Raw genomic sequence first — 26,729 nt, 5'->3', positions numbered from 1 at the left:
TTTCTCCCACGTCTAACTCCCCACCGCCTGAAGTGCAGCTCGAGAGGAAGTTCGAGAAATGGAAAACTGGATGCTCGGAATCCCGGTCCCGGTCTCATTGGCGCTTGTCGCTTTGATCGGCTACTTCCTTGGGAAGCGCAACGCCAGCGCCGCTGTCGCCGAACAGAGCCGCGCGCGTCGCGAAGTAAAACGAGCCCAGGCCGTGATCCGTCAGTTGGAGGACATCTCGCGGGACATCCGCCGCAACCTGACGACGCATCAGAACAGCATTCTGCACTTCAAAGAGCGGATTAACGAACTGGGCGACGCCAAAGACACCCAGGCCTGGCAAGACCTGTGCGAAGAGGCGGAGCAAATGCTCAGCCCCACCATGCGGCTCTCGTCGCAGATCGCCAACGCCTATGACGAAATCCGCCAGCAAGCCAGCCTGTTGATGACCTTCACCGAGTCGCGAACCGATCCGCTGACCGGGCTCAGCAACCGCCGAGCGCTGGACGACTCGCTGGAAAACATGATCTCAATGAAGGGTCGTTACGACTTCACCTTCTCGCTCTGCATCTTAGACGTCGACCACTTCAAACGGGTCAACGATCAGCATGGTCACCTGCATGGCGACCGCGTGCTGGTGGAGATCTCGAACGTGATCGACAACTGCGTCCGCGAAACCGACATCGTCACCCGCTACGGCGGCGAAGAGTTCGTGGTGTTGATGCCGTCGACCGACATCTACGGCGCCTGCATTTTCGCCGAGCGACTGCGGACCAGTGCCGAAGCGCAGCTGGGCGTCACCATCAGCGGCGGCCTTTCCCAGGCGCGTGGTGAAGACGATGCGCGCACGTTACTGGCTCACGCCGACGCCGCCCTTTATCGAGCCAAAGCGAACGGCCGCAACTGCAACTTCTACCATGACGGCACGCGGATCCTGCCTTGCCTGGAGATCACTCCGGAAATCGAAGCGCAAGCGGTTGACGAGGCCGACACGCTGCTGTCGGAAGTGCGTGAACTCGAGCAACTGCACGGCGCCGGCGAACCGATTGTCGAGCCGCGAAGAGCTACGCTCTGAGCCTGGCGAGGTTGGAAAATGCCACGATGGCATTTTTCAACAGGCAGCTAAAGATTGGCCACCAGCTGGAAGGGACTACCAATGTCCCTTCTGGCGGCTGTATCCCATCTTATCGGCCTGCTCAAAGTCGCGTTTCGCGTCCTCTTCGCGGCCCAGGGCCTTGAGCGCTTCGCCGCGATGGTGATAGAGCACCCCGATCATCCCTTGGGCTTGCTTCAGCCGCATCTCTTTCATCGTCCCCCAGACGTCCTCTTCCTCTTCGACCTGGTTGATCAGCGACTGGTAGATCTCGATCGCAACGTTGAGATCGCCCACCGCTCCTTCGTTGTCGCCGGCGAAATGCTTCACATACCCACGGGTGTCCAGGTAAGACGCATCGGCGCCATAGATGCCGATCGCCTCTTCGATATCCTTCTGCGCCTGCTCTAGCGCCTCGGGCGGCAGCTCAGCGTCGTCCGACAACGCGAGCGCCGTTGCGTAAGCGCGATTGTTGAGGGCGCGATGGCGATGGAACTTTCCTTCGTCCGCCGCCGCGATCAGGTCGTCAGCCAGGGCGAGCGCCCGCTCATGCTCTCCCATGCGCGAGAGGAGGAAGTTTTTCATCGGCAGTAGCGTTACGTCCTCTTCTTCGCTCTCCTCCGCCGGTTCGAGCAACGCGAGCGCCTCTTCGTTGCGCTCGACGCGGTAGAGCAACTCCGCCATCCGCATTCGCATCGCGGCGGAATCGCCGCTCCAATCGACCGCCTTCTGGCCCAGTTCGATCGCCTGGTCGTTTTCGCCGGCTTCCAGTTTCTCTAGCGCCGACGCCCAGTACCACTGCCCGACGAGCGACGGACGAAGTAACTGCGAGAGAACCACGAAGACGATCGCGGCCACCAGCAACGTGCGGATCCAAAGAAGTCGAGATTTCACCAGGCGTTCATCCTGCCGACGAAAGCGGCTGCGAAGGAGTCGGGCGACGTATCGGAGGCGATTTCGCCGCTGGGTCAACCGTAACATTCCCCCTGGCCGCTGGCCATGGGCCCTTTCCGGCCAAGGCGGACGAAACGCGCGTATTCCCCTTCTTTTTGCGGCGAAATTGCGGTCAGGGCGTCGCCAGCAGTCCAAACTCCGTTGCTGGGATGTCGGCCAGAGCTTAAGATCAGCAGTACGGTTCAGGTGCACGAATGCGAGTGCCCGACTTCTCGCGGCGCGCCATCTTACTTTCCAGATGCTCTGTCCCGGTTAATGCTCTTTCGCGGAAAGGAGACAGCCATGCCGCTGTTCGAGATCGAGACGAACGCTCACATTCTGATTACCTGGGCGGAAGACGAAACGCAGGCCAAGGTCGTTGTCCACGACAACTATCCCAATGACGAAGTGATTCGTCTGACCAAGCGGCCTCGCAACAGCTGGGTCATCTCGAAGGCGGCCCTGGGACTGACCGATCACCGCTTGGACCCTTGCCTGGTCGCCCGCGACTGCCTGTCGAAGGCGGAGGGAGATAAGGTCCACGCGATTCGTTTGTACATGAACGAAACCGGCGTCGATCTGGATAAGGCCCGCAAGGCGATCGAATCGAACATGGTCCTTGGCTGGTAGGCTGGGACCACTCTGCAGGAAATCACGCTGCAGGAAATCCAAGCCGCTTCTGGCAATTGCGCGAACCTACGAAATACCGCTCTTGTCCCATTTTGACTTAACGGATACTACATCCGAACTCGATGAAAATAACATCGCAGTAAGTTTGGGGACTTCGGAGCGAGATTATTATGAGCCTTCAATGGCAAGAGTCGACGATTGGCGTCAGTGTCCCTGGCGGCGATGCTCGACATTTTCGCGTTCAATATTTCGACACCAAAGAGATGTTTTGGCATCGCCACGACGTTTACAACTCGCGTAACGACGCGGAAGCGGCCCTACAGCAACTTGCTAGCAAAGGCCTGCAGTGTCGGATTTTAGAATTCGGTTCGTGCGCCGCTGGTCGTTAAGCCGGCAGCGACGAACTGCAAGAAATGCAAACGGCGCCAGCATCGACTGCTGGCGCCGCGGTTGTTTCTTGCGGCCTAGCGCCGCAGATCGTGATCAATCTAGCTATCGAGGAACTCGACCTTGCCGGTCGACAGTTCGTAATAGGCGGCGACCGTCTGCACCGTGCCGCTCTTCACCAGGTCAGGCAGAATCGGACCGAGCTTGCGCAGCTTTTGAGCGTTGTAGATCGCGTTCTGCTTGGTGACGTTGACCAACTTGTCGCCCGGTTTGCCTTGCACCTGACGAACAACCGGACGAATGTAGTTGACCATGCCTTCGATCGCACCCGGCAGCGCATCGTTGTTTTCGATGTGCTCAATCGCCGCAGCGCAAGCGCCGCACGAGCTGTGCCCCATCACGACGATCAACTTGGCGCCCAGTTCGGCGACGGCGAACTCGATACTGCCGAGCAGAATCGGCCCCGACCCGACGATATTGCCGGCGACGCGGAGCGTAAACAGATCGCCAACCGGTTGGTCGAACACGATCTCTGGCGGAACCCGCGAATCGGCGCAGCCCAACACGATCGCCGGCGGCGCCTGGCCTTGGGCATCGCGAGCGAAGTCTTCCGGAGTCCGCGGCGACAGATTCGTCTTGCCGCTGGAGAAGCGATCGTTCCCCGCTTTCAACTCGGCCAGGATCTGATCCGGGGATTTCTCAGCGTCCAACTGGGCGGCGCTAGTGGAACGAAACGCACCGAGACTAGCGACCCCAACCGCCATGCCTACGGATTTAACAAACGATCTGCGGGAAGTTGGCTGATGGTCGCACATGGGCGCTCGCTCTCAATGAAGGTGGGATTGGGACTGGATGGTGAGTACCAATGAAACCTAGCCCACACTTGCCGGGGGCGTGCGAAATTCCGCCAACCGAATCATCGCTACAACCGGCATCTTCACCAGCGCGCATAAAAAGAGAGACCTCGCACCAGGGCGAGGTCTCTTCGTGAATCGGAGATCGCAGCTTCTCGAGGCTTAGTAGCCGCTCGAGTAACGCGAGCCGCCCGAGCTTTCGCTGGAGCTGGTCGACGGGTAGGTCGAACCGCCGGTGCTCGGATAGTTCGAGGTGCTGGTCGACGGATACGAGCTGGTCGCGGCCGGCGCCGAGCTGCCGCTGCCGTAGTCGCTGGTGCCGCCCGGACGATAGTGCGGGGTCGAACCAGTCGAAGGCGTCGGGGTCGATGGCGTCGATTGGTAGCTGGCCGGGCTGTTGTAGCTTCCGCTGCTGGCGCCCTGGTAGCTGTTGCCGGTCGACGGATAGCTCGATCCACCGGTGCTCGGGTAGCTGCTGCCGCCGCTGGTCGACGGATGCTGCGAACCGGTCGACGGGTAGCCGCTCGCTGCTCCGCCGGTCGACGGATAGCTGCTGCCGCCGGTGGTGGACCGGTACTGCGAACCGCTGCTCGGGGCGTAGCTGGCCGGAACGGCGCCGGCGCCAGGATAGCTGGTCGACGGTTGTTGGCCGTAGCTGCTCGGCGAGGTCCTGCTCGGCTGCGAGTAGCTGCTGCGCGACGGATAGCCCGCAGCCCCAGCCGCCGAAGCGGTGTAGGCCGCAGCGCCTTGAGCGGCGTACGGATTGCTAACCGGTTGCGTCATGCCGGCCGGATAGCTGGTCGACGCCGGTTGCTGCCCTTGCGAGGCGGCATAAAAACCTTGTTGCGGAGCGGACGGCGAGCCCATGCCCGGATAGGCGCCGCTGTAGCTCGGCGAACTCGCAGCGCCAGTCGTCGCGGCGTAGTTCGGCGTCACCGTACCGTTGAAGTTGCGGGCTAGCGACGAGCTGCTCTGCACCGGAGTCGAAGTGCTCGACGGGGCGACAGCCGTAGCGCTGTAAGGGGGCGCTTGTGATGTGGCGACGTTCGAGACGTCGGGGGCTTTCTTGCTGGCCCACCAGCTCATGCCGCTCTTGCAGCCGACTGAGGGTACAACGGCAGCGGCAAGCAGCGCTGCTCCTAGCGTCCATTTTTCGATTCGCACTCGCATAGCTCACGCGCCTTTGGCTCTGTGAGGCGGCATCGCACGAGAAAGCACGTCCCTGTGCTCGTCTGCGGCCTCGTCCCTGAGTGATTTGTTTTCGTCTGCCGACTGGTATGCGGCGACCTCCGTATAGATCCAAAAGTCGACCTGCGCGTAACCCGCACATTAACCATTTCGATCCGTTTTATCGGAAAAGTCTACCACGCGTTGTGTGCCGACTTGGGAGGGAGAGTATGGAGACGCTTCGCGGAGGTCAAGGTCAGAAAATGGGAATCCCCGCTGCTAGCAAAAAAAGAGCCGCTCGCAGGGCGAACGGCTCTTTCATGGATCGCTTGTCGCGGTCGCTCGACTAGAGCGGTTTTCCTCCATCTGTATCGTTCTGGCTGGTTGCGGCCGCGCTGGTCGGCGTTGACCTGCATCGACGAATCTTGAGGATTCACCTGCTTCGGTCGCCTTGACCAGCTTGCCTCACCGGCGCCAGAAACGCTACTGCGATGAGAAAAACGCTCTAGGCCTTGGCGGCGGCGTAACGCTTGGCCACTTCGTCCCAGTTGATGACGTTGAAGAACGCCGAGACGTAATCGGGACGGCGGTTCTGATAGTTCAGATAGTAGGCGTGTTCCCACACGTCCAGACCGAGGATCGGCGTGCGACCTTCCATCAGCGGCGTGTCCTGGTTGGGGGTGCTTTCGACCACCAACTTGCCGCCGTCGACCGACAGCCAGGCCCAACCCGAGCCAAAGCGGGTCGCGGCCGCATTGGAGAACGCTTCCTTGAACTTCTCGAAACCGCCCAGTTCGGCGTCGATCGCCGCGGCCAGGTCGCCGCTCGGCGTGCCGCCGCCGCCCGGCTTCATGACGGTCCAGAACAGCGAGTGGTTAGCGTGACCGCCGCCATTGTTGCGGACGGCGCCCTTGATGTTGTCCGGCACGGCCGACATGTCCGAGACCAGCTCTTCAATCGTCTTGCTTTCCAGCTCGGTACCTTTGATCGCATCGTTGACCTTGGTGATGTAGGCTTGGTGATGCTTGGTGTGATGGATTTCCATCGTCTTGGCGTCGATCGACGGCTCGAGCGCGTCGTACGCGTACGGCAATTCCGGCAGCGTGTAAGCCATAGTTGCTTCTCCGTTATGTTGATTCGAACGGGGTACGTTAAGTCTTCAAAGAAAAAGGCGCCATGCTTGCATAGACGGCGCCAGCGTTTCACGGTGTAACCTACCCCATTGCCAGGGTCGGCACAATCGCCCGCTGCAATCCTAGAAGTCGCCCCCACGAAATCAAACGCCTGGTTGCCGCGGCGCCTGACCGCAACTACCGCCGGCGCCCTGCTTTTGGCTCAATGGCAGGGATTCGTCTTGATTCCTAAGCCAGCTTCTTCTACTTTCTCGCGGCGTTTTTCGCGTGCCGACTGTCGCGTTTCCCAGGCGAACCTTGATGTCCGAGCTTAAAGTCTACACCCCTCCCACGACGCCCGAGGATGTCGTCATCCTGGTGCATGGCACGTTCGCCGGACGCGAACATGAAGAAGGGGACGCTTTCTGGCAACGAGGCAGCGAAGTCTGGCAAGAGCTGGAAAGCCGCCTGCCAGACGGCATTTCGCTACAGGAACAAGGCCGCCTGTTTCACTGGTCGGGCGAAAACAACGAACGCGAACGACTTAAAGGCGCCAAAGCGCTGCTCGAATACGTCGCCCAGTTTGAAGCGGCGGGCCAAGGCTATCACCTGGTCGGTCATAGCCACGGCGGCTCGATCATCTGGATGGCGCTCCGCCAGGCGAGCGTCGACGGCATTCCGCTCGATTACCTGCGCACCTGGTCGACAGTCGGTACCCCTTTCCTACGCCACCGGACCGTCAACCCGGTCAGCATCGCCAATGCGATCAACATCATCGCCGGACTTTTTTTTCTTAGTCACGCGCGCCAGTCGTTGCAGCAGATGTTCCGCATCATGCATTGTGCGATCTTCGATCCCGATCATTACGCCTCGACGCAGGTAGAACTGCTGGGCCGCGACGTTAACCTGATGGACTACTTGATGTACGACCATCTGGGCTGGCTGGCGATGGCCGGCGTGTTCGTCATGTTCTTCGTCTTCGCCCAGTTGGCCAGCTTTTTTATCGGCCCGGTGATTGAGTCGCGGCGGATCCGCCAAGAGCTGCATGCCGAGCAATGCGTGATCCAAGAGTATGGCCGTTGCTGGCTCGGCATCTTCTCTCCAGACGACGAAGCGATCAACGGCCTGCGGACGACGCTCCATCTCGACATCACCTTCGTCGGCAAAGTGACCGCCGCCGACCGGATCTTCGTCTCCGATTATCTCAGCTTCTTGTGGATCCCCTATTACTGGACCGTGGCGCCGACGTTCAACTACATCGTCCGTCCGATTCTTAATCACTTCGTGCGACAATACGTCAGCAAGGCGGTACAAGGGAACAATCGTCCGTCGGCCGAACTCTGCAACGTCTCGACCGCCCCGATCGGCGACACGGATGTGAACAGCATCCCCCCCCTTCCCTACTTCATCTCCCAGCGGATCACCGCCCGAGCCAACTCCAAGTCGAAAGACATCGCCCCGAAACTGCGGGCCTTGCTGGGGCAAAAGACGTTGATGGCCGGACTGGCCGCGTTCAACGCCGAACTATCCGGCGAAGAACTCGTGCATACCAGCTACTTCAACGACCCTGACGTCTTGAATCTGCTGACAATCCACATGGCGCTCCATCGCGGAGATCGACGTTACTTGATGCAAATGGCCGCCTACCATCGCCAATTGCTAGAGTGGACCCGCTATTTCCGCGAAATGACCGGCGACTGGCAAGGCGCCGAAACGCTCGATCGTATTCTGCGCGATACGCCGGCCGAACCGATCACCTTGCAGCGCCGCGCCGCCGCCTAAGCCAGGCAAGCGGCCAACGAGAAGCGACAGTCTATTTTTGGCCCTTTCTGTGGGCCGCTTGTTGAGATCTGCGCGCGACATGCACTACCATGGAGGGGCGTCCCATTTCGCCTCCACTTTTCATGGCCACAAGGATTCGGAAGATGCCACGTACCTTGCTGCTGTTTCTCGCGTTGATTCCCTTGACGTTCGGCTGCTCTGGCGTCGAACAGGCGGCGGCGCCCGACGCCGATTCGCAACAAACGCCGGTCGATCCGCCCCCGGCCGCTGCCGACAAGAACATGGAAACGGCGCCCAGCACGCCTGCGGAGACTCCCGCGAAACCGGCCGCTCAGCCCGCCAACCCGGCCGCCGCAACGGCGCCGACTTGGATCAAGGAAATCTCGCCATTCCTCGGCGAATCGACCTTTGCCATTGTTCGGCTCGACTGGCCCAATCCCGACCTGGAGGCGATCCTCCAGGAAATGGAAGAGAACGAGGTCGATACCGGCTTTTTTGAAGAGGACGTGTTCACCAACCCGGCAAACAGCCCCGAATTTGCGAAAGGGGTGAAGGAGTTGGCGATCGCTTTCTACGCGATGGAATCCGATCTTGGCAACGGCGAGACCAATACGCGAATATCCGCCTCGCCCCTCTTCCACACGACTGGCGCGGTCTCTGACAAAGACATCATCAAGATCATCGTCGGCGACCGCTTTGCGGATATCCCACCGGAAACGCTCGAGAAAGGTCTCATCCGGCATGGCGAGTGGTTCACGATGGTCAACCGCCCGGACGAAGCGGAACGTCTGGCCAATCTCAAGCCGTATGACGCGACGAAGCTCGATGCGGCGGTCGCAGCGATTGGCCCCGCCCCCATCCAGGCGATCGCACTGCTCGACGACGACTCACGCACCTTGATGATCGAACAACGATTCATCCCCGGCGGCCAGTTCGCCAAGTACTATCTCGACAAGGTCGAGTACACCGGAGTCGCGTTCGCCTATGTCGATGGCGCCAAAGTCAACGTCATCGTCGACGCCGATTCCCAAGAAGGCGCCCAGGAGCTGTATAACTGGGTCGACCTGATGACCCGGCCAGAAAGTCTCCCCATGAAGCCCCCGGCGGCGTTGGTCGAAATGGTTCGCCAGGCGATCTTGCCGAAGATGGACGACGACGAGCTGCGGATCTCGCTCGACAATCAGCAGATTACGACCCTGCGCGCGGCGCTGCAGCCGGCGATTGATGCGGCTCGTCAGGCGGCCAAGCAGACGCATGGACGCAACGACCTAAGGCAGTTCGCTCTGGGGATGCACAATTTTCACGACACCTTTGGAAAGTTCCCTCCCGCCGGCGTTCCGGATGGAAAAACGCCGGAAAAGCCGCTCCTCTCGTGGCGCGTCTACCTGCTTCCTTACCTGGAATATGGAGCCCTGTACGATCAGTTTCATCTGGATGAGCCGTGGGATAGCGAGCACAACATCAAGCTGGTCGAGAAGATGCCGAGTATCTATATCGACCCCGTCCATCCACTGGACGATCCCACGAAGACGACTTATGTCGTACCAGCCGGCGAGAAAGCCTCTTTTCAACCTGGCAAAACGCTCGGCATGCATGACATGACCGACGGCACGTCCAACACGATCCTGATCTTAAACGTGGCGCCGGAGGAAGCGGTCATTTGGACCAAGCCGGACGAATGGGATTACGACCCCGAAAACCCATTTCGCGGGCTCACCAACCTCAACCCGGAAGGAACCTTCTCGGCGGCCCTAGTCGACGGCAGCGTTCGCCAGTTCTCGACCAAAAAGCTGAAACCAGAAACGATGCGCAACCTGATCGAGCGCAACGATGGCAACGTGGTCAATTGGGACGAGGCGGAATAAGGTCGCCACGTCTTCGGAACAAAGCAAAGCCGCGTCGCCGTTGGGCACGCGGCTTTTTTCGTTTTCGATTCTACCGTCGCCAGTCTGCCGACTTCTTCGCTCGAATTGCTTGTCGGAGGCGGACGATCTCGGCTATCCTAGGCGGCTTGCCAATGATCCTTATTCCAACGAGCTGCGCCGCCGATGATCATCACCGAAAAAGATAGCTGGATCCGCATGATCTTTGCGTACCATGGCACGACCATGGATCGCACATGGCCTCGCTTGGCCGTGGTGGTCGGGTTCTCGGTCGTGATCACGGTCATCGCAAAATTCTTTCCAACCCAGGCGTATAGCTTGACGATGGAACCGTTTACGGTGGTCGGCCTGGCGCTGGCGATTTTTCTCGGCTTTCGCAACAACGCCGCCTACGATCGCTATTGGGAAGGACGCAAGTTGTGGGGCCGGATGGTCAACGTCTGCCGCACCTTTACGATGCAGGTCAACTCACTGATCGGCGAAGAGAACGCTGACAGCGATCCCGACGCCCCGCGAGAACAGCAGCCAGATCAGAATCGGATTACGGGGCTGATCATCGCCTACGTCCACGCCTTCCGACATCGGCTGCGCGACACCGACGCGACCGCCGAACTGCGTCAGCGCTTAAAAAACGACGCCGAGGCCGACAGCTACCTGGCGCAAGACAACGTGCCGGCCGCGATCGCCGATCGAATCTCGCGCTGCTTGAATCACGCTTGGCGAAGCGGACGGCTGAATGTCTTTCATCTCCCGCTGCTGCATCAGAACCTGACCGAGATGCTGGCGATCCAAGGAGGTTGCGAACGGATCAAGAGCACGCCGATCCCGTTTACCTACAGCGTGCTGACTCACCGCACCGTTGTGCTGTACTGCTTGGCGCTGCCGTGCGGCCTCCATGACAGAATCGGTTGGCTGACGCCGGTCGTGGTCGCACTGGTCGCTTATGCGTTTCTGGGCCTCGACGCCGTCGGCGACGAAATCGAACAGCCGTTCAGCACCGACGACAACGATCTGCCGCTGTTGCAGTTGTCCACGATGATCGAAATCAACATCCGCCAACTCTCGGAACAACCGCCAGAGCTTGTTCCGCCGCCGGTCAAGCCGGTCGATCATTTCTTGATCTAGTGAGAACCGCTATCGAAGAGATTCGCTGATCGCAATTGCTCCGCGCCGCGAACTGGGCGTTTCCATGCGCAAAGCGCGCGGTTTTTCGCCCATTCGGCTTATGCTCCACAAAAAGAACGGCAAACCACACACCACTTCGCCCCTAGCAACCTCGGCGCAGTGGGTTACAATTTGCCAATAGTTGATCTTTCGCTAATTGGCATCTGAGCATTGTCGAGCGTCGCTCTCACCCGAGCACGACGCTGGGCGCCTTTCCTCTTCGGTCGCAAACCATGTGACCGGCGAGCGATCTGGCCGTGCGCACCATCAGAACTTGCGTCTCGCGCCGTGCCCCAGTTGCCTTGTATCCTGCGGAAAACCATTGGTCTCAAACCACCCTGGAGCAAGATGACGCTCGCCAAAACGCCTCTTAATGATTGGCATCACGCCGCAGGCGGCCGCCTGGTCGATTTCGGCGGCTGGGAGATGCCGGTCCAATATTCTTCGATCATTGACGAACACAACGCCACCCGCACCGCGGCCGGGCTGTTTGACGTCTCCCACATGGCCCGCTTTCGCTTCGATGGGCCTGGCGCTGGCGAGTTCCTCGACAAGCTGCTCACTCGCAAAGCTTCCGTCGTCCCGATGGGCAAAATTCGCTACAGCCTGGTCTGTAACGAAGAAGGCGGAATCCTTGATGACGTCTTGATTTACAACTTGGGCGAAGCCGATCAGCAATACTTCTGGCTGGTCGTCAACGCCGGCAATCGCGAGAAGATCGCCGCCTGGATCGAGAAGCACCTGCCGGCCGAAGGGGTCGTCTTCACCGATCACACGCTCGAAACCGCCATGATCGCGGTCCAAGGTCCTAAAGCGATCGAAGCGGTTCAGCCGCTGTGCGACGTTGCGATCGGCGAGCTCAAATACTACTCGGGCGCCCTTGGTACCCTCTGCGGCGAGTCCGCCCTGATCAGCCGGACCGGCTATACCGGCGAAGACGGGGTCGAAGTGACCGTGCCGGCCGCCGCCGCGACCGCCATCTGGGACAAGATTCTGGAAAACGCCAAACCGCTTGGTGGATTGCCGTGCGGATTGGGCGCCCGCGACACGCTGCGGCTCGAAGCGGCGATGCCGCTGTATGGCCACGAACTGTCGGAATCGATCGATCCGCTGACCGCCGGCCTGGCGTTTGGGGTCTCGTACGACCACGACTTCTTTGGCAAAGACCGGATCGAAGCGGCCCGCGACATGGCGCCCAGCGTCGTTCGCGTTGGTTTGACCTGCGGCGATCGTCGGGTCCCCCGCGAGCACTGCACGATTCATATCGGCGACAAGCAAGTGGGCGAAGTGACCAGCGGTACGTTCTCACCTACTTTCAATAAGCCGATCGCGATGGGTTACGTTGACCCCAGCGTGGCGACCGTCGGCACCGCGGTAGAAATCGATATTCGCGGTAAACGAATTACGGCCGAGATCGCGCCGCTTCCCTTTTACACTCGTCCTCGCACCTAAAAAAAGAATTTTCAGGAGACTCTCCACGTGGACCCTTCCCAACTGCTGTACGCGAAAACGCATGAATGGGCCTTCGTCGAAGAACAAGACGGCGGCAAAGTGGCGACCGTCGGCATCAGCGCCTTCGCGATTGAAGCGCTGACCGACCTGGTCTACTTGGAACTGCCGAAAGTCGGCGCCCAAACGACCGCCGGTCAGCCTTTTGGTGAGATCGAATCGGTCAAAGCGGTCAGCGACGTGTATGCTCCCGTCACCGGCGAAGTGATCGCCGTCAACGAAGAGCTGCCGAACAAACTGGAATCGCTGAACGACGACCCCTACGTTGGCGGATGGATCGCCAGGATCAAAATCACGGACGACAGCGGCCTGGCCAACTTGCTGGACCAGCCCGCCTACGAAAAGCAGTGCCAGGAAGAAGGCTAGTCCACTTCCTGTCGCGATCGCCAGCGTCGCACCGTCAGTTGACGCTGCGGCCGGCGCCGCTCGAGGCGTCTCTTTCCTTTGTCAGCGATCACGCAACGTCAAATATGGACCAACGCGAGAGAACATGGCTTACCTATTTAACACTCCCCAAGAGCAGCAAGAAATGCTCGCCTCGATCGGCGCGGCTTCGATCGAAGAGCTGTTCGAGCAAATCCCGCCGTCACTGCGTCTCGGTCGTCCTCTCGACCTGCCGCCAGCGATGGGGGAACTGGAACTAACGCAACACTTGTCGAGCCTGGCCGCCAAAAGCCAAGGCCCGGGTGACAAGGTCTGTTTCTTAGGGGGCGGAAGCTACGATCACTTCATTCCCGCGGCGGTCGATGCGATCGCGTCCCGCGGCGAGTTCTACACCTCCTACACTCCCTACCAACCGGAAGTGTCGCAGGGGAACTTGCAGGCGATGTTCGAGTATCAGACGCTGATCTGCGAACTAACCGGCATGGACGTCTCCAACGCCAGTCTCTACGACGGCGGCAGCGCCCTGGCCGAAGCGGTGATCATGAGCATGAACACCGTTCGTCGCCATGAAAAGATCGTCGTCCTTGGCAGCATCCATCCCGAGTATCGCCAGATCCTGGAGACCTACTTCGGTCCGCTCGGTCTGGAAATCGTCGTCGCGCCGACCACCAATGGCACGGCCGATCCGGCCGAAGTCGAAGCGCTGGTCGACGACCAAACCGCCTGCGTCGTGGTCCAGTCGCCCAACTTCTTCGGCTCGCCCGAGCAAGTGCAAGCCTTGGCTGACATCGCCCACGCCAAAGGCGCGCTGTTGGTTCAGTCGTTCGATCCGCTCAGCCTGGGAGTGCTGAAGCGTCCCGGCGACCTGGGCGCCGATATCGCCGTCGCCGAAGGACATGCTCTTGGTTCGCCGATGCAGTATGGCGGTCCCTATCTTGGCATCATGACCTGCCGCGAGCAGTTCGTCCGCCGCATGCCGGGCCGTATCTGCGGCGAAACGACCGATCGCCGCGGCAAGCGCTGCTGGGTGCTGACGCTGCAAACGCGCGAACAGCATATCCGCCGCGAAAAGGCGACCAGCAACATCTGTACCAACCAAGGGTTGTTCGCCCTTCGCGCTTCGATCTACCTGGCCCTGATGGGACCGCAGGGAATGAAAGAAGTGGGCGAGTTGTGTGCCCGCAAGTCGCACTACGCGGCCCAGCAGATCGCCTCGCACGAGCGATTTGAGTTGGCGTTCGACACGCCGTTCTTCAAAGAGTTCGTCGTCCGCGATACGCAAAATGACGTCGCCACCGTGTTGGCCGAAGCGTCCGAAGCAGGCTTCTTCGCCGGCGTCGCCCTGGGAACCTGGTTCCCCGAACTGGCCGACTGCTTCCTGGTTACCGTGACCGAAAAACGAACTCGCGTCGAGATCGACGGTCTTGTGAAAACTTTGGCCCTGACTACCAACCGGACGACGATCCATGCGTAATACCCGCTCTACCCAGCTGCTGACCGAGCTTTCGCAACCGGGTCGTCGCGCCGTGGTTCTGCCGAAGTGCGACGTCCCCGAAACCCCGCTCAGCGAGCTGCTGCCCGCCGACGCGCTGGCCGATAATCCGCCGGCATTGCCGGAACTGGCCGAGCCCGAAGTGGTGCGGCACTACACCAACCTGTCGACCCTCAACATGTCGGTCGATACGCATTACTACCCGCTCGGTTCGTGCACGATGAAGTACAACCCGAAGCGGAACGAGCGTCTCGCTTCGCTGCCGGGCATCGTCGACTTGCACCCGTATCAGCCCGAAGATTCGCTGCAAGGAATGTTGCAGTTGCTGTTTGAGCTGCAGGACTTCCTGACGGAGATCTCGGGTCTGCCGGCCGTGTCGCTGCAACCTGCCGCTGGCGCCCATGGCGAATGGACCGCGCTGATGGCGGCCGCCGCCTACTTCCGTTCGATCGGACAAGAGAGCCGCAAGCTGGTCCTTTCGCCCGACAGCTCGCACGGCACCAACCCGGCCAGCGCCCAGATGGCGGGCTTCACCGCGGTCACCGTCAGAACGGTCGACGGCGCGGTCGATATGGATGACCTCCGCAGCAAGCTGAACGACCAGGTCGCCGTCTTCATGATCACCAACCCAAGCACGCTCGGCTTGTTTGAAACGCAGATGGCCGAGATCGCCGACGCGGTCCACGCCGCCGGCGGTTTGATCTATCTGGACGGCGCCAACATGAACGCGGTCCTGGGGATTTCGCGTCCCGGCGACATCGGCGCCGACATGATGCACTACAACCCGCACAAGACCTTCAGCGGCCCTCACGGCGGCGGTGGTCCTGGCGCTGGTCCGATCTGCGTCGCCGAAAAGCTGGGCCCATTCCTGCCGTCGCCAATCGTAGTCAAAGCAGGCGACAAGTATCGTCTCGACTACGATCGCCCCAACTCGATCGGTCGCGTTCGCACCTTCTTCGGCAATGTCGGCGTGCTCGTCCGGGCTTACTGCTACATCTTGTCGTACGGGCCCGATGGTCTGAAGGCGGTGTCGGAAAACGCCGTGCTGAACGCCAACTACCTGTTGAGCAAGGTGAAGCACTTCATGCCGGTTCCGCACGGGACTCGCTGCATGCACGAGTTTGTCGCTTCGGCGGCCAAGCTGAAGCAGGAGAAAGGCGTCACCGCGATGGACGTCGCCAAGCGGTTGCTTGACTACGGCTATCACGCTCCGACCGTTTACTTCCCGCTGACGGTGCCCGAAGCGATGATGATCGAACCGACCGAAACGGAAAGCAAAGAGATGCTCGACGCCTTCGTCGAAACCCTCTTCCGCATCACCGAAGAGTCGGCCGATCTGCTGCACGAAGCGCCCCACACGACGCCGATCAGCCGTCCGAATGAAGTGGCGGCGGCGCGTCAGCCCTGCCTGCGGGCCGTTTGCAACTAGGCGAGTGCGATGGCGGTTCGCCTGATAGAAAACGCTTCCCACCGCGGAAGCTGGAATATGGCGGTCGACGAATCCTTGCTGGAGTCGACCGCCGACAGCCAGAGGCCGACGCTCCGCTTCTACCAATGGAGCGAGCCAACCCTCTCGCTCGGCTACTTCCAGAAGTACGCCGACCGCTGGTCCCACGCAGAAAGTCGCGACGCCGCCTGCGTACGGCGCGCTTCCGGCGGCGGGGCGATTCTGCATGACGTCGAGCTGACCTACAGCTACTGCGTGCCGACGGCCGATCCCCGCAGCACGTCGGTGACCAGCCTGTTTGACCTGTTCCACCAGTCCCTGATTGTCACGCTGGCTGAGCTGGGCGTGACGGCGGCGATTTGCGGAAAGCCACAGAAGCATCCCGAAGGCGATCCGTTCCTCTGCTTCGAGAGACGGAGCAGCGTCGACGTAATTGTCGATGGATATAAGGTTTGCGGCAGCGCCCAGCGTCGCGGCCGGGGAGCGGTGCTCCAGCATGGCAGCATCCTGCTGGGGCGGTCGACTGCAGCCCCTCAATTGCCGGGAATCGTCGAGCTGGCAGGCGTGAGAATCGCCGCTGATGAGCTGCAAAATGTTTGGCTGCCGAATCTTAGCCAAATTTTGCAGGTGAATTTTGAAATTGGTGCGCTAACCGGGGGGGAAATCGATTTGGCGACGGAAACGGAAAAGTCGCGTTTCGCCTCCCCTGATTGGACCGAGAAGAAGTAGCCGCCCGCCCAGGCCGGAAGAAACATATCCTTTGACCCGGACTTTACGGTGGAGTATTATGATCCTGAAGCGGCTACCTCGATATTGCCGATATGCAAGAAGAAAGAAGACGAATCTGGGGATTGTGAAGTTTCCCAAATTGGAACGGAGCCCCTCAGAATGGTCATTTTTTCTAGCCGGCGCCAGCAGTAACCTAAGTAGCTAATCGCTCGCCTATTCCTACTTATCATCCGGGCTAGCGACAGACACCTTTTCCCTTTGATGTTCGACTGTAATCCGAGTGATAGCAGTCGAGACATCTCCTAAATCCTATTCGCGGTTTTGTTCCCAAATATTGCTAACCGTAATTATTTCGTTCAGAGAATCTCCGGGGGCGGGACTAAATGCGAAGGAAGGATTGTCGATGCAGGTAATGTTAAGGGTCGTTCGAGGACCGAGCGCCGGTAAGGAATTCAAGATTCCTGTCGACAGCTTTGTCATCGGACGCGGCGATGGATGTCATCTGAAACCGAAAAGCGACATGATTAGTCGCCGACATTGCGAGCTGCGCGTCGCCGACTCGAAGCTAGTGATCGAAGATTTCGGCAGCAAGAATGGCACCTTCGTCAACAACGAACAAATCAGCGGCACGATCGAATTGAAGATGGGGGACGAACTTCGCGTTGGTCCGCTCGAATTCCTCGTGCTGATCGATCATTCGCTCGGAGCCGCCAAACGGCCCCGTGTGAACAGCGTGAAAGAAGCGGCCACGCGGGTCGCCGAAGCTGGCCTCAACGACTCCGACGTCGCCGGCTGGCTGGCCGAAGCGGACGAGGAAGACCGGATGGATCGTCTGGCGAATCCGGAAGGACGTCAGTTCCGCATTGGCGAAACGGTCTCGGTCGACGACTTTGTCGAAGACGAAGAGCAACCGACCTCGGCCGACGAGGCGGGCGCCAACACCAAGTCGGGCTTCATGGGGCTCTTCGCGGGCAAGAAGAAGAAGGAATACGGCAAACTGCCGCATATGGACAAGGACGAAGCCCAAAACAGTCGTGACGCGGCTCAGGAAACGCTGAAAAAGATGTTCGATCGTCGCTAGGCGGCCGCTCGAGCACACCAGTAGATAAGCAGAAAGCCGGCTCCGTGCCGGCTTTTTTGCGTCTTTTCCGGCATAATAGCGCCAAGATGCGGGTTCGCCCGCCGAACTGCGGTAAGCCTGTCGATCGGCCCCAAGCTCAAAAAATCAATCTGCCTGGATGAAACCCCGGTCGACCTCACCAAGTAAGCACTTCTGAACGGAAAAACTCCGCGGAAAGGTTTGACCGTTGGTCTCCGACATTCACCTGCTAGTCGATCAATGCCGCAGTGGGGATGGTACCGCCATCGGGCAGTTTATCGACCTATTTCGAAACAAAGTGTATGGGCTCTGCTACCGCATGGTCGGAGAGCATCACGAGGCGGAGGACATGGCCCAGGAGACCTTTGTACGCGTGATGCGCAGCCTAGATCACTGGGATCGCGAGCGTCCGCTGGAGCCCTGGATCCTGACGATCGCCGGCAATCGCTGCCGCACTTTGCTGGCCAAGCGAAAACGGCGCCCTCAGGCTCACCCGATCGAAGATCATGTCGCCGATCATCGACCCGACCTGCAGCCGGCCCAAATTTTGGCCGAAGAAGTTCATTTGGCCCTGCAGCAAGTCCGGTCGGAATACCGACAAGCATTTTTGTTGTTTCATGAACATGAGCTGAGCTACATCGAGATCAGCGAGCAGTTAGGAAAACCGCTGGGCACGATCAAAACCTGGGTCCACCGAGCGCGGAGGGAGATGATCGCGCGATTGTCCCAACGAGGGGTATTGGAAGGGCGTGAAAATGAAATGCGTCGAGTTTGAATCTCAGCTGCACGACCTGTTGGACGAGCGGCGTTTTCATGAAGTCGATCAGCTGCTTTCGCAGGTCGACGCCGAAGATCGTACGCGCTGCGAGCGGCTCGCCGCCGACTACGCCATGCTGTTTGACGGCCTAGAGTCGTGGGATCAGCCGACCGCCGGTCCCCATCTGACGGCCTGCGTAATCGCGCAGCTGCAGACCACGTCGGCCACTCTGCCGATCGCCGCCGAGACTCCCTCGCCAGCAACGCCGGTGACCGCCTGGCTGCCAATCGCCGCCTTGGGGATGGCGGCGTCGCTGTTGATCCTGGCGGTCATCCCCTTCTCGCTGAACGATCAGCGGGACGATCGCATTGGCCAATACGGAATGACCGCCCTGACCGATGACCCAACCTGGGAAGAGCCGCTAGAGCCGCTCGATTGGGAAGACGCCCAGTACGTCTCGACCGTTCGCTCTCCCTTTGACCTTCCCTGGGATCTGACCAACGACCTGGTCGGCGTGACCACCACCGCCCAGCGCTTGCCGCTTGATTCGACGACGCTGGCGGTCAGCTCGCTCGACGCCCGACCTTGGATCGACACCGTGCAGCATCCGTTTCGCCCGCTGACGCAATCGATGGGCTCGGCCCTGATGGTGATCAAAGAGGTGACGATTCCGACGTCGACCGATCGCGACAACCTGGAAGCGAAGCCCCAGGCCCGCGGCGCCCGACTGCCGCTGCCGCAAGGACGCCGAATTACTTAAGGCACGAACCATCTACCCTCTCGGCCCCGATTCTCACGTAAATCTGGGGCCGTTTTGCTAGCCAGAAGGGGCTGGGCGGGTTACATTGCCAAGCGACCACCTTGGTTTCCCGCCAGATTCTTGTTCCCTCCTGAGCCCTATCGATGAACTCGCTTCACCTCCGCTCGCTTGCGCTCTCCGCCACGCTGCTCGCCTTCTGCTCGGCTCCCGCCATGGCCGAAGAAGAGTGGGCCCGGTTTCGCGGTCCCAACGGCAGCGGGCTGGCCGCTCCGATCGACTTGCAGCTTCCCTTTAGCGCCGCCGACGACGTCTGCTGGAAGGCCGATCTGCCGGGCCTGGGCAACTCGTCGCCGGTGATCTGGGGCGACAAAATCTTTCTGCTCAGCAGCGAACGTGACGGCTCGTACGTTTACGCCCTCTGCTTAGACGCCAAGACCGGCAAAGAGATCTGGAAGAAACGGCTCGCCTCGGGCGGATATCACCTGCACTCGAAGAACACCTTCGCGTCGACTACGCCGGCCGTCGACGCCCACTCGGTATACATCGCCTGGAGCGATGGCGAGCAAACGACGCTCGCCTCACTTGACCATGACGGCGAATTGGAGTGGACCACCGAACTGGGCCCGTGGGTCAGCCAACATGGGTTTGGCGTTTCGCCGATGTTGTACGACGAGTACGTCATCCTCTCGCTGATGCAGTTGGGCAATCCTCGCAAACTGAATGGCCGCGACGCCGGTCAAAGCCGCCTGGTGGCGATGGATCGTGCGACCGGGCGAATTGTCTGGGAGTCGGCCCGCGACAGCGACGTCGCCGCCTATTCGGTTCCCTGCATCTACAAGGCGAAAGATGGCCGCGACCTGCTGATCTGCAACAGCTCGGCCCATGGCATCGCCGCACACAACCCAGCCAACGGCGATCAGGTCTGGGCCAACCCTGTTTTCAAAATGCGGAGCGTCTCATCGCCGGTCGTCGTGGACGGCGTCGTTTATGGCTCGTGCGGATCAGGCGGCGGCGGCAACTACGTGGTGGCGATCGATCCCGAGACAGGCGAAACGCTCTATCGCTTCGAGCGTTCGGCGCCGTACGTGCCGGGGCCGATCGGCAAAGATGGCCTGACCTACCTGTGGTACGACAAAGGGATCGTCTCCTGCATCCGGACCGAAGATGGCGGCAAGGTATGGCAGCAGCGGATCGGCGGCAACTTCTCGGGCTCGCCCATCATCGCCGGCGACAAATTGATCAACGTCAGCGAAGAGGGCGAAGTCGTCATCCTAAAGGCAGGCGAACAATTCCAAGAGCTGGCCCGCTTCTCGCTCGGCGAAGGAAGCAACGCCACAGCCGCCGTCGCCAATGGCAAACTATATGTTCGCACGGCGTCGCACTTGTATTGCCTAGGAGCGAAGTAGATCCTCCCTCCATGCGGCCACCATTCAACACTAGCTACCTGTTGAAAAATGCCATCGTGGCATTTTACAACCTCGCCAGGCTCAGAGCATAGCTCTTCGCGGCTCGCAAAATAACGACTTACGTCGTTATTTTGGGATCGCATCCGTGCGATCACGCAGTCCGTCGAGAAAATCAACGGACTGCTAAACGCACAAAAAAAGCGACGCCCTCTAGCGTCGCTTTTTCGTTTCGTGTTTAGCTTTGTTCAACCTAGATCCCGGTGTTCCCGAGGATGTCGACCATGTTGCCGATGATGCGAGTCAGGCCGGGGTGCGACGTTTCGAATTCTTGCGTCGCTTTGTTGAGGTTGTCGACTAGCGACGGGTGCTGCAGCGCGTCCGAGTTATCCTGGTTGAGGGCGTCATGAATCTCTTCCATCGCCCCTTCCAGCAACCGACGCGTCTCGGCATCCATCTCGTCGATATCACGCAACTCGGCTTGGAGCTCTTGCAGTTTTAGCCGTAGTTGATCCGCATCAGTCATAACGTTTCGTTTCCAGGGCAGAATGAGGTATCAGGGTAGCGTCTAAAGCGCCGCCGCTTCGGTCGAGACCGTTTGCAGGGCCGCCTCCGATTTTAACCGCTGAACCACTTCCGACAAAATGTCAGCCGGAATTGCATAGCTGGCGACCCGCCCTGCCCGGGCGATGTTCAAGCCGACCACTTTGCCGTCGAGATTGACGACCGGACCGCCGCAATCTTCGGGACGCAGGAACGTATCATGCTGAAACGCCGTCGGAAAGCCGCTGCGACGCGAGCTGAGCGGTCCCCCCAAATGATTCTGAAACTCATGGCGGGCCATCCCTTCCGGCCCTTCGACGCCGGTGTAGCGATCTCCCAGCGTGCAAAGCAAATCAACATCGCTTTCGCCGCGGGCGATCGTCAGCCGCACGACATCCCCCGGCTGATAACCGCGGATCGCCTTTTGCAGCTGGCTGGCCGAGCCGATCGTGATGTCGTTGACCGAGCGAATCAGGTCGCCCGCCAAAAGGCCCGACTTGTCGGCGGCGCTCTTGTCAAACACCTGCATCACTCGAGCTTCGGTCACATTCTCCCCCACGCCTGGCAGCCGGATCCCCAGCACGCCATATTCGCCCTGAATCGTGCGAGCGGCCGAGCTCATCACGCCAATCGCCAGCGGATCGGCCTTCGGGCTGGTCGTGGCGAGCAGGCTGCCGACTTCCGGCGCGGTATCGGCCATCTCGATGACGTTCAAACCCGATGCGTCAATCTTCAGCAGCGCCAAGTCAAACTTACGATCGTGCGAGGCGATCGTTGCGGCGAAGCTGTCGCCGTTGGACAAGCGGCAGACCAGCTTGTCGACGTTCTCCTGGGCCATGATCTGGCTCGCCTTGGTGATGATCCAACCTTGCGAGTCGACGATGCCCCCCAAGGCGACCCGCTCGCCTTTGATCAGCAATTCGACGGTCGAATCATGCGGCTCGGCGACGACTTCGCGAAACGCGGCCATCACGCGAACGTTGCTCCGCTCGTTTACCTTTTGCAGGAACCGAGCCATCATCCCTTCGTGACGCTGCTGGCCGTAGGCGACCGTCAGGATCGACAGGGTCGTCAACAGTGCCGTTACGCTCCAGAGCGTCCGCGTGCGCACCAATTTCGCCATCATTGTTTATCCCTCAACTTGGACAAGAGAAAAGCCGGGAACATCCGCCCAATCTCAATTGCGCGGTCTTCTAACCGCCGATTTCGCGTGCGTCCTTGATCAGGACGTCATTCAGCGTCAGAGTTCGCTCCCCGCGCTGGACGACCACATCCACCTGGTCGCCGGGGCTTGTCTGATCGACTAGCAATTTCAAATCATCAAAAGAGTTGGTTTGGCGTCCGTTAAAGCGAATGATCCGATCCCCCACTTCGACGCCCGACCGCTCGGCCGGAGAATTGGGGGTCACCTCGATCACGATCGGCGCCTTCTTATCCTTGTCGCAGCGGACTCCCAGCACCGGACGCGTCCCCGGCAATTTGCCCCAGACTTCGCCATCGGTCAGCCGGGTCCAATTTTCGGAGTAAGCGTCCGACGGCACATGCATGTTGGCGGTGATCCGGTTGCCGATTCGGCTGTTGATGCCGACGACGTCGCCATCCATATCCAGCAGCGGACCGCCGCTGTCTCCACCCACCAGCACGCAGTCGGTCGCGACCACGTCTTCGTAAGAAGCCAACACTCGGCCGAGCCGCAACACCGGCAGGCGGTCTTTCAGATAACCGCCGGGATGCCCGGTCACCAACACCCACTGCCCATCGCGCAGTTCGTTGGAATGGTCGACCTTCAAGTGTTCGTACTTGCCCGGAGTCGTGATCTTCAACAAGCCCGAGTCGATGCTGCGATCGGCTCCCAGGGTGATCGCCTTCACCTTTTTGCCGCTGGGCAAGGTGATGGTCGCTTGCCGATTTGGCTCGCCAATCACATGACCGGCCGTCATCACATAGCCGTCCTCGGTGACGATAACGCCAGAGCCTTGGGCGCCGCCGACCGAAACGCCGACCGTGCAAGGAATCACTTTCTTGGCGACCTCTTGGACCCGTCGCTCGAGGGCTCGCAGTTCGCTCAAACTGTTCGGTGCGTCGCCCGCCAAGACTTCTTGGAAGTGGGCCGTTTGGACGACAGTCGGTTCCGCCGCCGCTTTCGGCAATTCTTCCGCCTTAGCGAGCGAAACCCCTAAGCCAGCGAACAGGAGGAGAAGGACAGAGAGGGGGAGTCTCGTCTGATGCGTCATAATCCGATGGTTCCGCGATCGTGAGATTGGGGCTTCGGGAAGGGGACTTCTATTATAGGCGACAATTCCGGCAATTTCGAAACAATTCGCACGACTCCACCCTGCGGAAATTCGCTCAAGCAGGCCGTATTGCCAGAATAGTCAGAACGTAACTGTTTTTGTAGACGCTTGTTACAGTCAGCCGAACCGCTAAGATCTAGCTGACGGATGCAAACTACCTACAGGTCCCAGAAAGATCTTCCATGAGCACGGGACAATCTCGTCGACTGATTTTCGGATGCGGCTACGTCGGCCTGCCGGTCGCCAATCGTTGGCGTGAGCAGGGAGACGAGGTCTTTGCCGTAACGCGAAATGCGGATCGAGCGGCGGAACTCGCCAACGCGGGGCTGCGGCCGATCATCGCCGACGTGACCGACGAAAACTCGCTCGCCGATCTCCCCTCGGTCGATACCGTGCTGTTTGCGGTCGGATACGATCGCTCGGCCGGTATGCCGATCGAAGATGTTTACGTAGCGGGTCTCGCCAAAGTTCTCGACCATTTGCCCACCAGCTGCGGCCGGCTGATCTACGTCAGTTCGACCGGCGTTTATGGCGACGCCGGCGGACAAGTGGTTGATGAACAAACCCCATGCGATCCACAACGTTCCGGTGGAAAAGCATGTTGGGCTGCAGAACAATTGTTGCGAGCCGATCCTCGCTGGCAACAGAAACACGTCACGCTGCGGCTGGCTGGCATCTATGGACCCGGCCGCATCCCGCGCGCGAGGGAAATCGCCGCCCAAACGCCGATTCCCACGCCGGGCCCGGGCGCATTAAACCTTATTCATGTAGACGACGCCGCCGAGACAGTTGTGCTGGCCGCCGCTCACCCTGCCCCCAAATCGTTGTACGTCGTCAGCGACGGGCACCCGGTCGAGCGAACCGAGTACTACGCCCAAATCGCCCGCAGCCTGGGCGCTCCGCCCCCCGTCTACGAAACGGCCGATCCCAACTCCCCCGCCGCCCAACGCGCCGCCACCAACCGCCGCATGTCCAACCAGTTGGTCACCGAGCATCTGGGCCTACGCCCCAAGTACCCGAATTACAAGGCCGGCCTGGCTAAGATTTTGGGAGAGAAGCGGAAAGCGGAAAGCTGAGTGGAAATCTGGTCCTCCGTAGGGTGCGTCGAGACGCACCCTACCGGCCATCTCCGTCATTAGACATTCGTGATTAGACATTCGTCATTCCTCTTCTCCCTCCGCTTTCCCCTCACTCTCCTCCCCTTACCTTGCCGCAGGGCTCAAATCGGATCACAATGAACCCCTTCCCTGCGGGCCTGTCTACCCGGCTGGGGACGCCACTTTCCTTTTAACTGCTTACGGTTTTCGCCAATGCCTAGCTGCGTACTCGCCTACTCGGGCGGATTGGACACGTCGGTCATCCTCGGTTGGCTGCAAGACGAAGGTTATGAAGTGCACGCGGTGTACGTCGATCTGGGGCAACCCTGCGAAGACCGCCAGGCCATTCTCGAAAAGGCGAAGACCTGCGGCGCCAAATCGGCGCGCATCGTTGACGGCCAAGAAGAAATGTGCCGCGACTTCGCCTTCCCGATCGCCCAGTGGCAAGCGAAGTACGAATCGATCTACCTGCTCGGCACCTCGATCGCCCGCCCGCTGATCTCCAAGATCTGCCTGCAGGTGGCCCGCGAAGTTGGCGCCGACGCCTACGTCCATGGCGCCACCGGCAAAGGGAACGACCAGTGCCGTTTCCAACTGGCGGCCGAAGCGCTCGACCCCAGCGTCAAGATCATCGCCCCGTGGCGGATGGAAAAGTTCCGTCAGCTCTTCCCGGGCCGCAACGCGATGATCAAGTATTGCGAAGAAAAGAACATCCCGGTCAAAGCGTCGATCGCCAAGCCGTACAGCTCGGACGAAAACTGCCTGCACATCAGCTACGAAGCAGGCAACCTCGAAGACCTGATGGTCAACGGCGTCGAAGCGGTCGATTTCGGCATGACCGTCTCGCCGCAAGAGGCGCCGGACAAAATCGAAAACGTGAAGCTCACCTTCGAGCAAGGCGTACCGGTCGCGATCAACGGCGAACAGCTCTCGCCGCTGCAGGTCGTCCTGAAGCTGAACGAAATCGGCGGTCGTAACGGCGTCGGCCGCATCGACATGGTCGAGAACCGCTTCGTCGGCATGAAGAGCCGCGGCGTCTACGAGTCGCCCGGCATGACCGTGCTGTACGACGCCGTGCTGGTGCTGGAGCAACTGACCGTCGACCGCGACCTGATCCACCTCCGCGATCAACTCGCTCCGGTCGTCGCCGAAATGGTTTACTACGGCTTCTGGTACGCCCCGAAGATGGACGCCCTGCTCGCCTTCGGCCGCGAAACGATGAAGAACGTCACCGGCGAAGTCAGCCTGAACCTCTACAAGGGGAACATCATGGTCGACAGCCGCAGCAGCAAAAACAGCCTGTACGACGAAGGGATCGCCACGATGGAAGGGGGCGGCAGCTACGACCAAACCGACGCCGAAGGCTTCCTGCGAATCCAAGGTTTGCCGAGCCGCGTCCAAGGCCGCGTTACGCCGCGGGCGTACTAAGCCGCGAAGCGAAATAATCGAAACGAACAAGGCGCCTTTCGGCGCCTTGTTCCATTTCTTGGGTGTTCTCATTTGTGATACGATTTCCACCAAACGACGATACTCAACATTCCTGGCAGCAAAAGACATGGCTTCACATCTTCACGAGCGTCTTCGCGACTCCAATCCTGGTTGGGCCGAATGGCACGCCTTGCTGCAGTTGGTCGAGTCGCTGACCTTCCAGCAGATCAACGACGAGTATCTCGGTACGTTCTTCGCCGCTGGTGATCGGCTTTGCTTTTCGGCCCTCGACGCTGACCGCTCGTTTCCCGCTTTCGTTCCCGCCTATGTCGCTTCGTTGTATGGTTTGAAGGCGGACGAGTACGAGATGGCAGGCGGCTATGCGATTGAGTTGAGCCACGAACCAGCCATTCGCGGCAGTTTGTTTAGCCCGCTGGGCAACGACGCTGATCTCGGCTATCCCGAAATCGATCCTCCGCCAGGCACGTTCCCTTTTTTGACGACCAACACTGGGGCCAGCCTTTTTCTGACCAGCAACTTGCAGGTCGTCTTCCCCGACGCCGAGAAGGAAACGTTCGCCACGCTCGACGATCTCAAAACCTTTACGCGCCGCTCCATCCAAGCCGCGGTGGAAAATCGCAACTGGACTTCCTTTTATGAACAGCAGTTGGGCAATCTGATCGACTGACTGGGATACAGGTGGCGTGCAGTTGCCGCATACCGAATGAAGACACTGGCTAAGGCCAGTGGCACCCGATGGAAAAGCAACTCGATTGTCCCAGCCGACGATTACC

25 protein-coding genes are annotated in these 26,729 nt (G+C 60.0%); 18 read left to right on the top strand and 7 right to left on the bottom strand.

The features are described from left to right. Positions 1–58: 58 nt before the first annotated feature. Positions 59–1,063: a GGDEF domain-containing protein gene (locus Enr8_RS05060; RefSeq protein WP_146429500.1), complete on the top strand. Its 1,005-nt coding sequence runs from the start codon at positions 59–61 to the stop codon at positions 1,061–1,063. Positions 1,064–1,138: 75 nt separating this feature from the next. Here the strand turns inward: Enr8_RS05060 and Enr8_RS05055 are convergent, their stop codons facing one another. Then, positions 1,139–1,975: a tetratricopeptide repeat protein gene (locus Enr8_RS05055; protein WP_186767439.1), complete on the bottom strand. Its 837-nt coding sequence runs from the start codon at positions 1,973–1,975 to the stop codon at positions 1,139–1,141. A gap of 342 nt (positions 1,976–2,317) precedes the next feature. Between Enr8_RS05055 and Enr8_RS05050 the strand changes: the two genes are divergently transcribed. Both Enr8_RS05050 and Enr8_RS05045 read left to right on the top strand, forming a co-directional pair. After that, positions 2,318–2,644 (top strand): DUF6793 family protein, encoded by a 327-nt coding sequence (locus Enr8_RS05050; protein WP_146429498.1) that lies wholly within the window; start codon positions 2,318–2,320, stop codon positions 2,642–2,644. Positions 2,645–2,814: 170 nt separating this feature from the next. Further along, on the top strand, positions 2,815–3,033 hold the full coding sequence (locus Enr8_RS05045; RefSeq protein WP_146429497.1) for an SPOR domain-containing protein: 219 nt from the start codon (positions 2,815–2,817) through the stop codon (positions 3,031–3,033). Positions 3,034–3,132: 99 nt separating this feature from the next. Here Enr8_RS05045 and Enr8_RS05040 read toward each other — a convergent pair whose 3' ends face one another. From Enr8_RS05040 to Enr8_RS05030, 3 genes are all read right to left on the bottom strand, one after another. Then, on the bottom strand, positions 3,133–3,795 hold the full coding sequence (locus Enr8_RS05040) for a carbonic anhydrase (RefSeq protein ID WP_246119949.1): 663 nt from the start codon (positions 3,793–3,795) through the stop codon (positions 3,133–3,135). A gap of 252 nt (positions 3,796–4,047) precedes the next feature. Then, positions 4,048–5,055, bottom strand: a complete 1,008-nt coding sequence (locus tag Enr8_RS05035) for a hypothetical protein (protein WP_146429495.1) — start codon at positions 5,053–5,055, stop codon at positions 4,048–4,050. 502 nt (positions 5,056–5,557) lie between these two features. After that, positions 5,558–6,166 carry a superoxide dismutase gene (locus tag Enr8_RS05030; protein ID WP_146429494.1) on the bottom strand — a complete coding sequence of 203 codons (609 nt, stop codon included), beginning with the start codon at positions 6,164–6,166 and terminating at the stop codon, positions 5,558–5,560. Positions 6,167–6,485: 319 nt separating this feature from the next. Here Enr8_RS05030 and Enr8_RS05025 point away from each other — a divergent pair, with 319 nt between their 5' ends. The 12 genes from Enr8_RS05025 to Enr8_RS04970 all read left to right on the top strand — a co-directional run bounded on the left by Enr8_RS05025 (position 6,486) and on the right by Enr8_RS04970 (position 20,576). After that, complete coding sequence (locus tag Enr8_RS05025; protein WP_146429493.1) at positions 6,486–7,946, top strand: lipase family protein; 1,461 nt, start codon at positions 6,486–6,488, stop codon at positions 7,944–7,946. Between the two features lie 143 nt (positions 7,947–8,089). Further along, positions 8,090–9,811, top strand: coding sequence for a DUF1559 family PulG-like putative transporter (locus tag Enr8_RS05020; RefSeq protein WP_186767438.1), 1,722 nt, complete (start codon positions 8,090–8,092; stop codon positions 9,809–9,811). A 183-nt stretch (positions 9,812–9,994) separates the two neighbouring features. Further along, entirely contained in the window at positions 9,995–10,954 is a 960-nt protein-coding gene (locus Enr8_RS05015) for a bestrophin family protein (protein ID WP_146429491.1), read from the top strand. A 387-nt stretch (positions 10,955–11,341) separates the two neighbouring features. Next, entirely contained in the window at positions 11,342–12,445 is a 1,104-nt protein-coding gene (gcvT, locus tag Enr8_RS05010) for a glycine cleavage system aminomethyltransferase GcvT (RefSeq protein ID WP_146429490.1), read from the top strand. 27 nt (positions 12,446–12,472) lie between these two features. Then, complete coding sequence (gene gcvH / locus Enr8_RS05005) at positions 12,473–12,868, top strand: glycine cleavage system protein GcvH (protein ID WP_146429489.1); 396 nt, start codon at positions 12,473–12,475, stop codon at positions 12,866–12,868. Between the two features lie 124 nt (positions 12,869–12,992). Beyond that, positions 12,993–14,360: an aminomethyl-transferring glycine dehydrogenase subunit GcvPA gene (gene gcvPA / locus Enr8_RS05000; protein ID WP_146429488.1), complete on the top strand. Its 1,368-nt coding sequence runs from the start codon at positions 12,993–12,995 to the stop codon at positions 14,358–14,360. Beyond that, complete coding sequence (gene gcvPB, locus Enr8_RS04995) at positions 14,353–15,807, top strand: aminomethyl-transferring glycine dehydrogenase subunit GcvPB (RefSeq protein ID WP_146429487.1); 1,455 nt, start codon at positions 14,353–14,355, stop codon at positions 15,805–15,807. Before gcvPA ends, gcvPB begins: the two co-directional genes overlap by 8 nt. Positions 15,808–15,864: 57 nt before the next feature. Next, positions 15,865–16,554: a lipoate--protein ligase family protein gene (locus Enr8_RS04990; protein ID WP_186767437.1), complete on the top strand. Its 690-nt coding sequence runs from the start codon at positions 15,865–15,867 to the stop codon at positions 16,552–16,554. 403 nt (positions 16,555–16,957) lie between these two features. Beyond that, positions 16,958–17,635 (top strand): FHA domain-containing protein, encoded by a 678-nt coding sequence (locus Enr8_RS04985; RefSeq protein WP_146429485.1) that lies wholly within the window; start codon positions 16,958–16,960, stop codon positions 17,633–17,635. Between the two features lie 226 nt (positions 17,636–17,861). Then, on the top strand, positions 17,862–18,428 hold the full coding sequence (locus tag Enr8_RS04980; protein ID WP_146429484.1) for an RNA polymerase sigma factor: 567 nt from the start codon (positions 17,862–17,864) through the stop codon (positions 18,426–18,428). Further along, positions 18,409–19,170, top strand: coding sequence for a hypothetical protein (locus Enr8_RS04975; protein WP_146429483.1), 762 nt, complete (start codon positions 18,409–18,411; stop codon positions 19,168–19,170). Before Enr8_RS04980 ends, Enr8_RS04975 begins: the two co-directional genes overlap by 20 nt. A gap of 143 nt (positions 19,171–19,313) precedes the next feature. Further along, complete coding sequence (locus Enr8_RS04970; protein ID WP_146429482.1) at positions 19,314–20,576, top strand: outer membrane protein assembly factor BamB family protein; 1,263 nt, start codon at positions 19,314–19,316, stop codon at positions 20,574–20,576. A gap of 250 nt (positions 20,577–20,826) precedes the next feature. Here the strand turns inward: Enr8_RS04970 and Enr8_RS04965 are convergent, their stop codons facing one another. The 3 genes from Enr8_RS04965 to Enr8_RS04955 form a co-directional block, all read right to left on the bottom strand. Further along, positions 20,827–21,099 carry a DUF4404 family protein gene (locus tag Enr8_RS04965; protein WP_146429481.1) on the bottom strand — a complete coding sequence of 91 codons (273 nt, stop codon included), beginning with the start codon at positions 21,097–21,099 and terminating at the stop codon, positions 20,827–20,829. Positions 21,100–21,141: 42 nt separating this feature from the next. Beyond that, complete coding sequence (locus Enr8_RS04960; protein ID WP_186767436.1) at positions 21,142–22,239, bottom strand: S1C family serine protease; 1,098 nt, start codon at positions 22,237–22,239, stop codon at positions 21,142–21,144. 70 nt (positions 22,240–22,309) lie between these two features. Then, positions 22,310–23,350: a S1C family serine protease gene (locus Enr8_RS04955; protein ID WP_146429479.1), complete on the bottom strand. Its 1,041-nt coding sequence runs from the start codon at positions 23,348–23,350 to the stop codon at positions 22,310–22,312. A gap of 242 nt (positions 23,351–23,592) precedes the next feature. Between Enr8_RS04955 and Enr8_RS04950 the strand changes: the two genes are divergently transcribed. The 3 genes from Enr8_RS04950 to Enr8_RS04940 all read left to right on the top strand — a co-directional run bounded on the left by Enr8_RS04950 (position 23,593) and on the right by Enr8_RS04940 (position 26,623). Continuing rightward, a complete protein-coding gene (locus Enr8_RS04950) occupies positions 23,593–24,486 on the top strand; it encodes an SDR family oxidoreductase (RefSeq protein ID WP_146429478.1) in 894 nt (297 codons plus the stop codon). Positions 24,487–24,720: 234 nt separating this feature from the next. After that, a complete protein-coding gene (locus Enr8_RS04945; protein ID WP_146429477.1) occupies positions 24,721–25,935 on the top strand; it encodes an argininosuccinate synthase in 1,215 nt (404 codons plus the stop codon). 127 nt (positions 25,936–26,062) lie between these two features. Continuing rightward, positions 26,063–26,623, top strand: coding sequence for a hypothetical protein (locus Enr8_RS04940; protein ID WP_146429476.1), 561 nt, complete (start codon positions 26,063–26,065; stop codon positions 26,621–26,623). Positions 26,624–26,729: the final 106 nt, after the last annotated feature.

It is taken from the genome of Blastopirellula retiformator (assembly GCF_007859755.1).
In the GTDB taxonomy this organism is placed as follows: Bacteria; Planctomycetota; Planctomycetia; order Pirellulales; family Pirellulaceae; genus Blastopirellula; species Blastopirellula retiformator.
The sequence above is the reverse complement of the archived record's forward strand: the minus strand, read 5'-3'. Positions and strand labels throughout refer to the sequence as shown.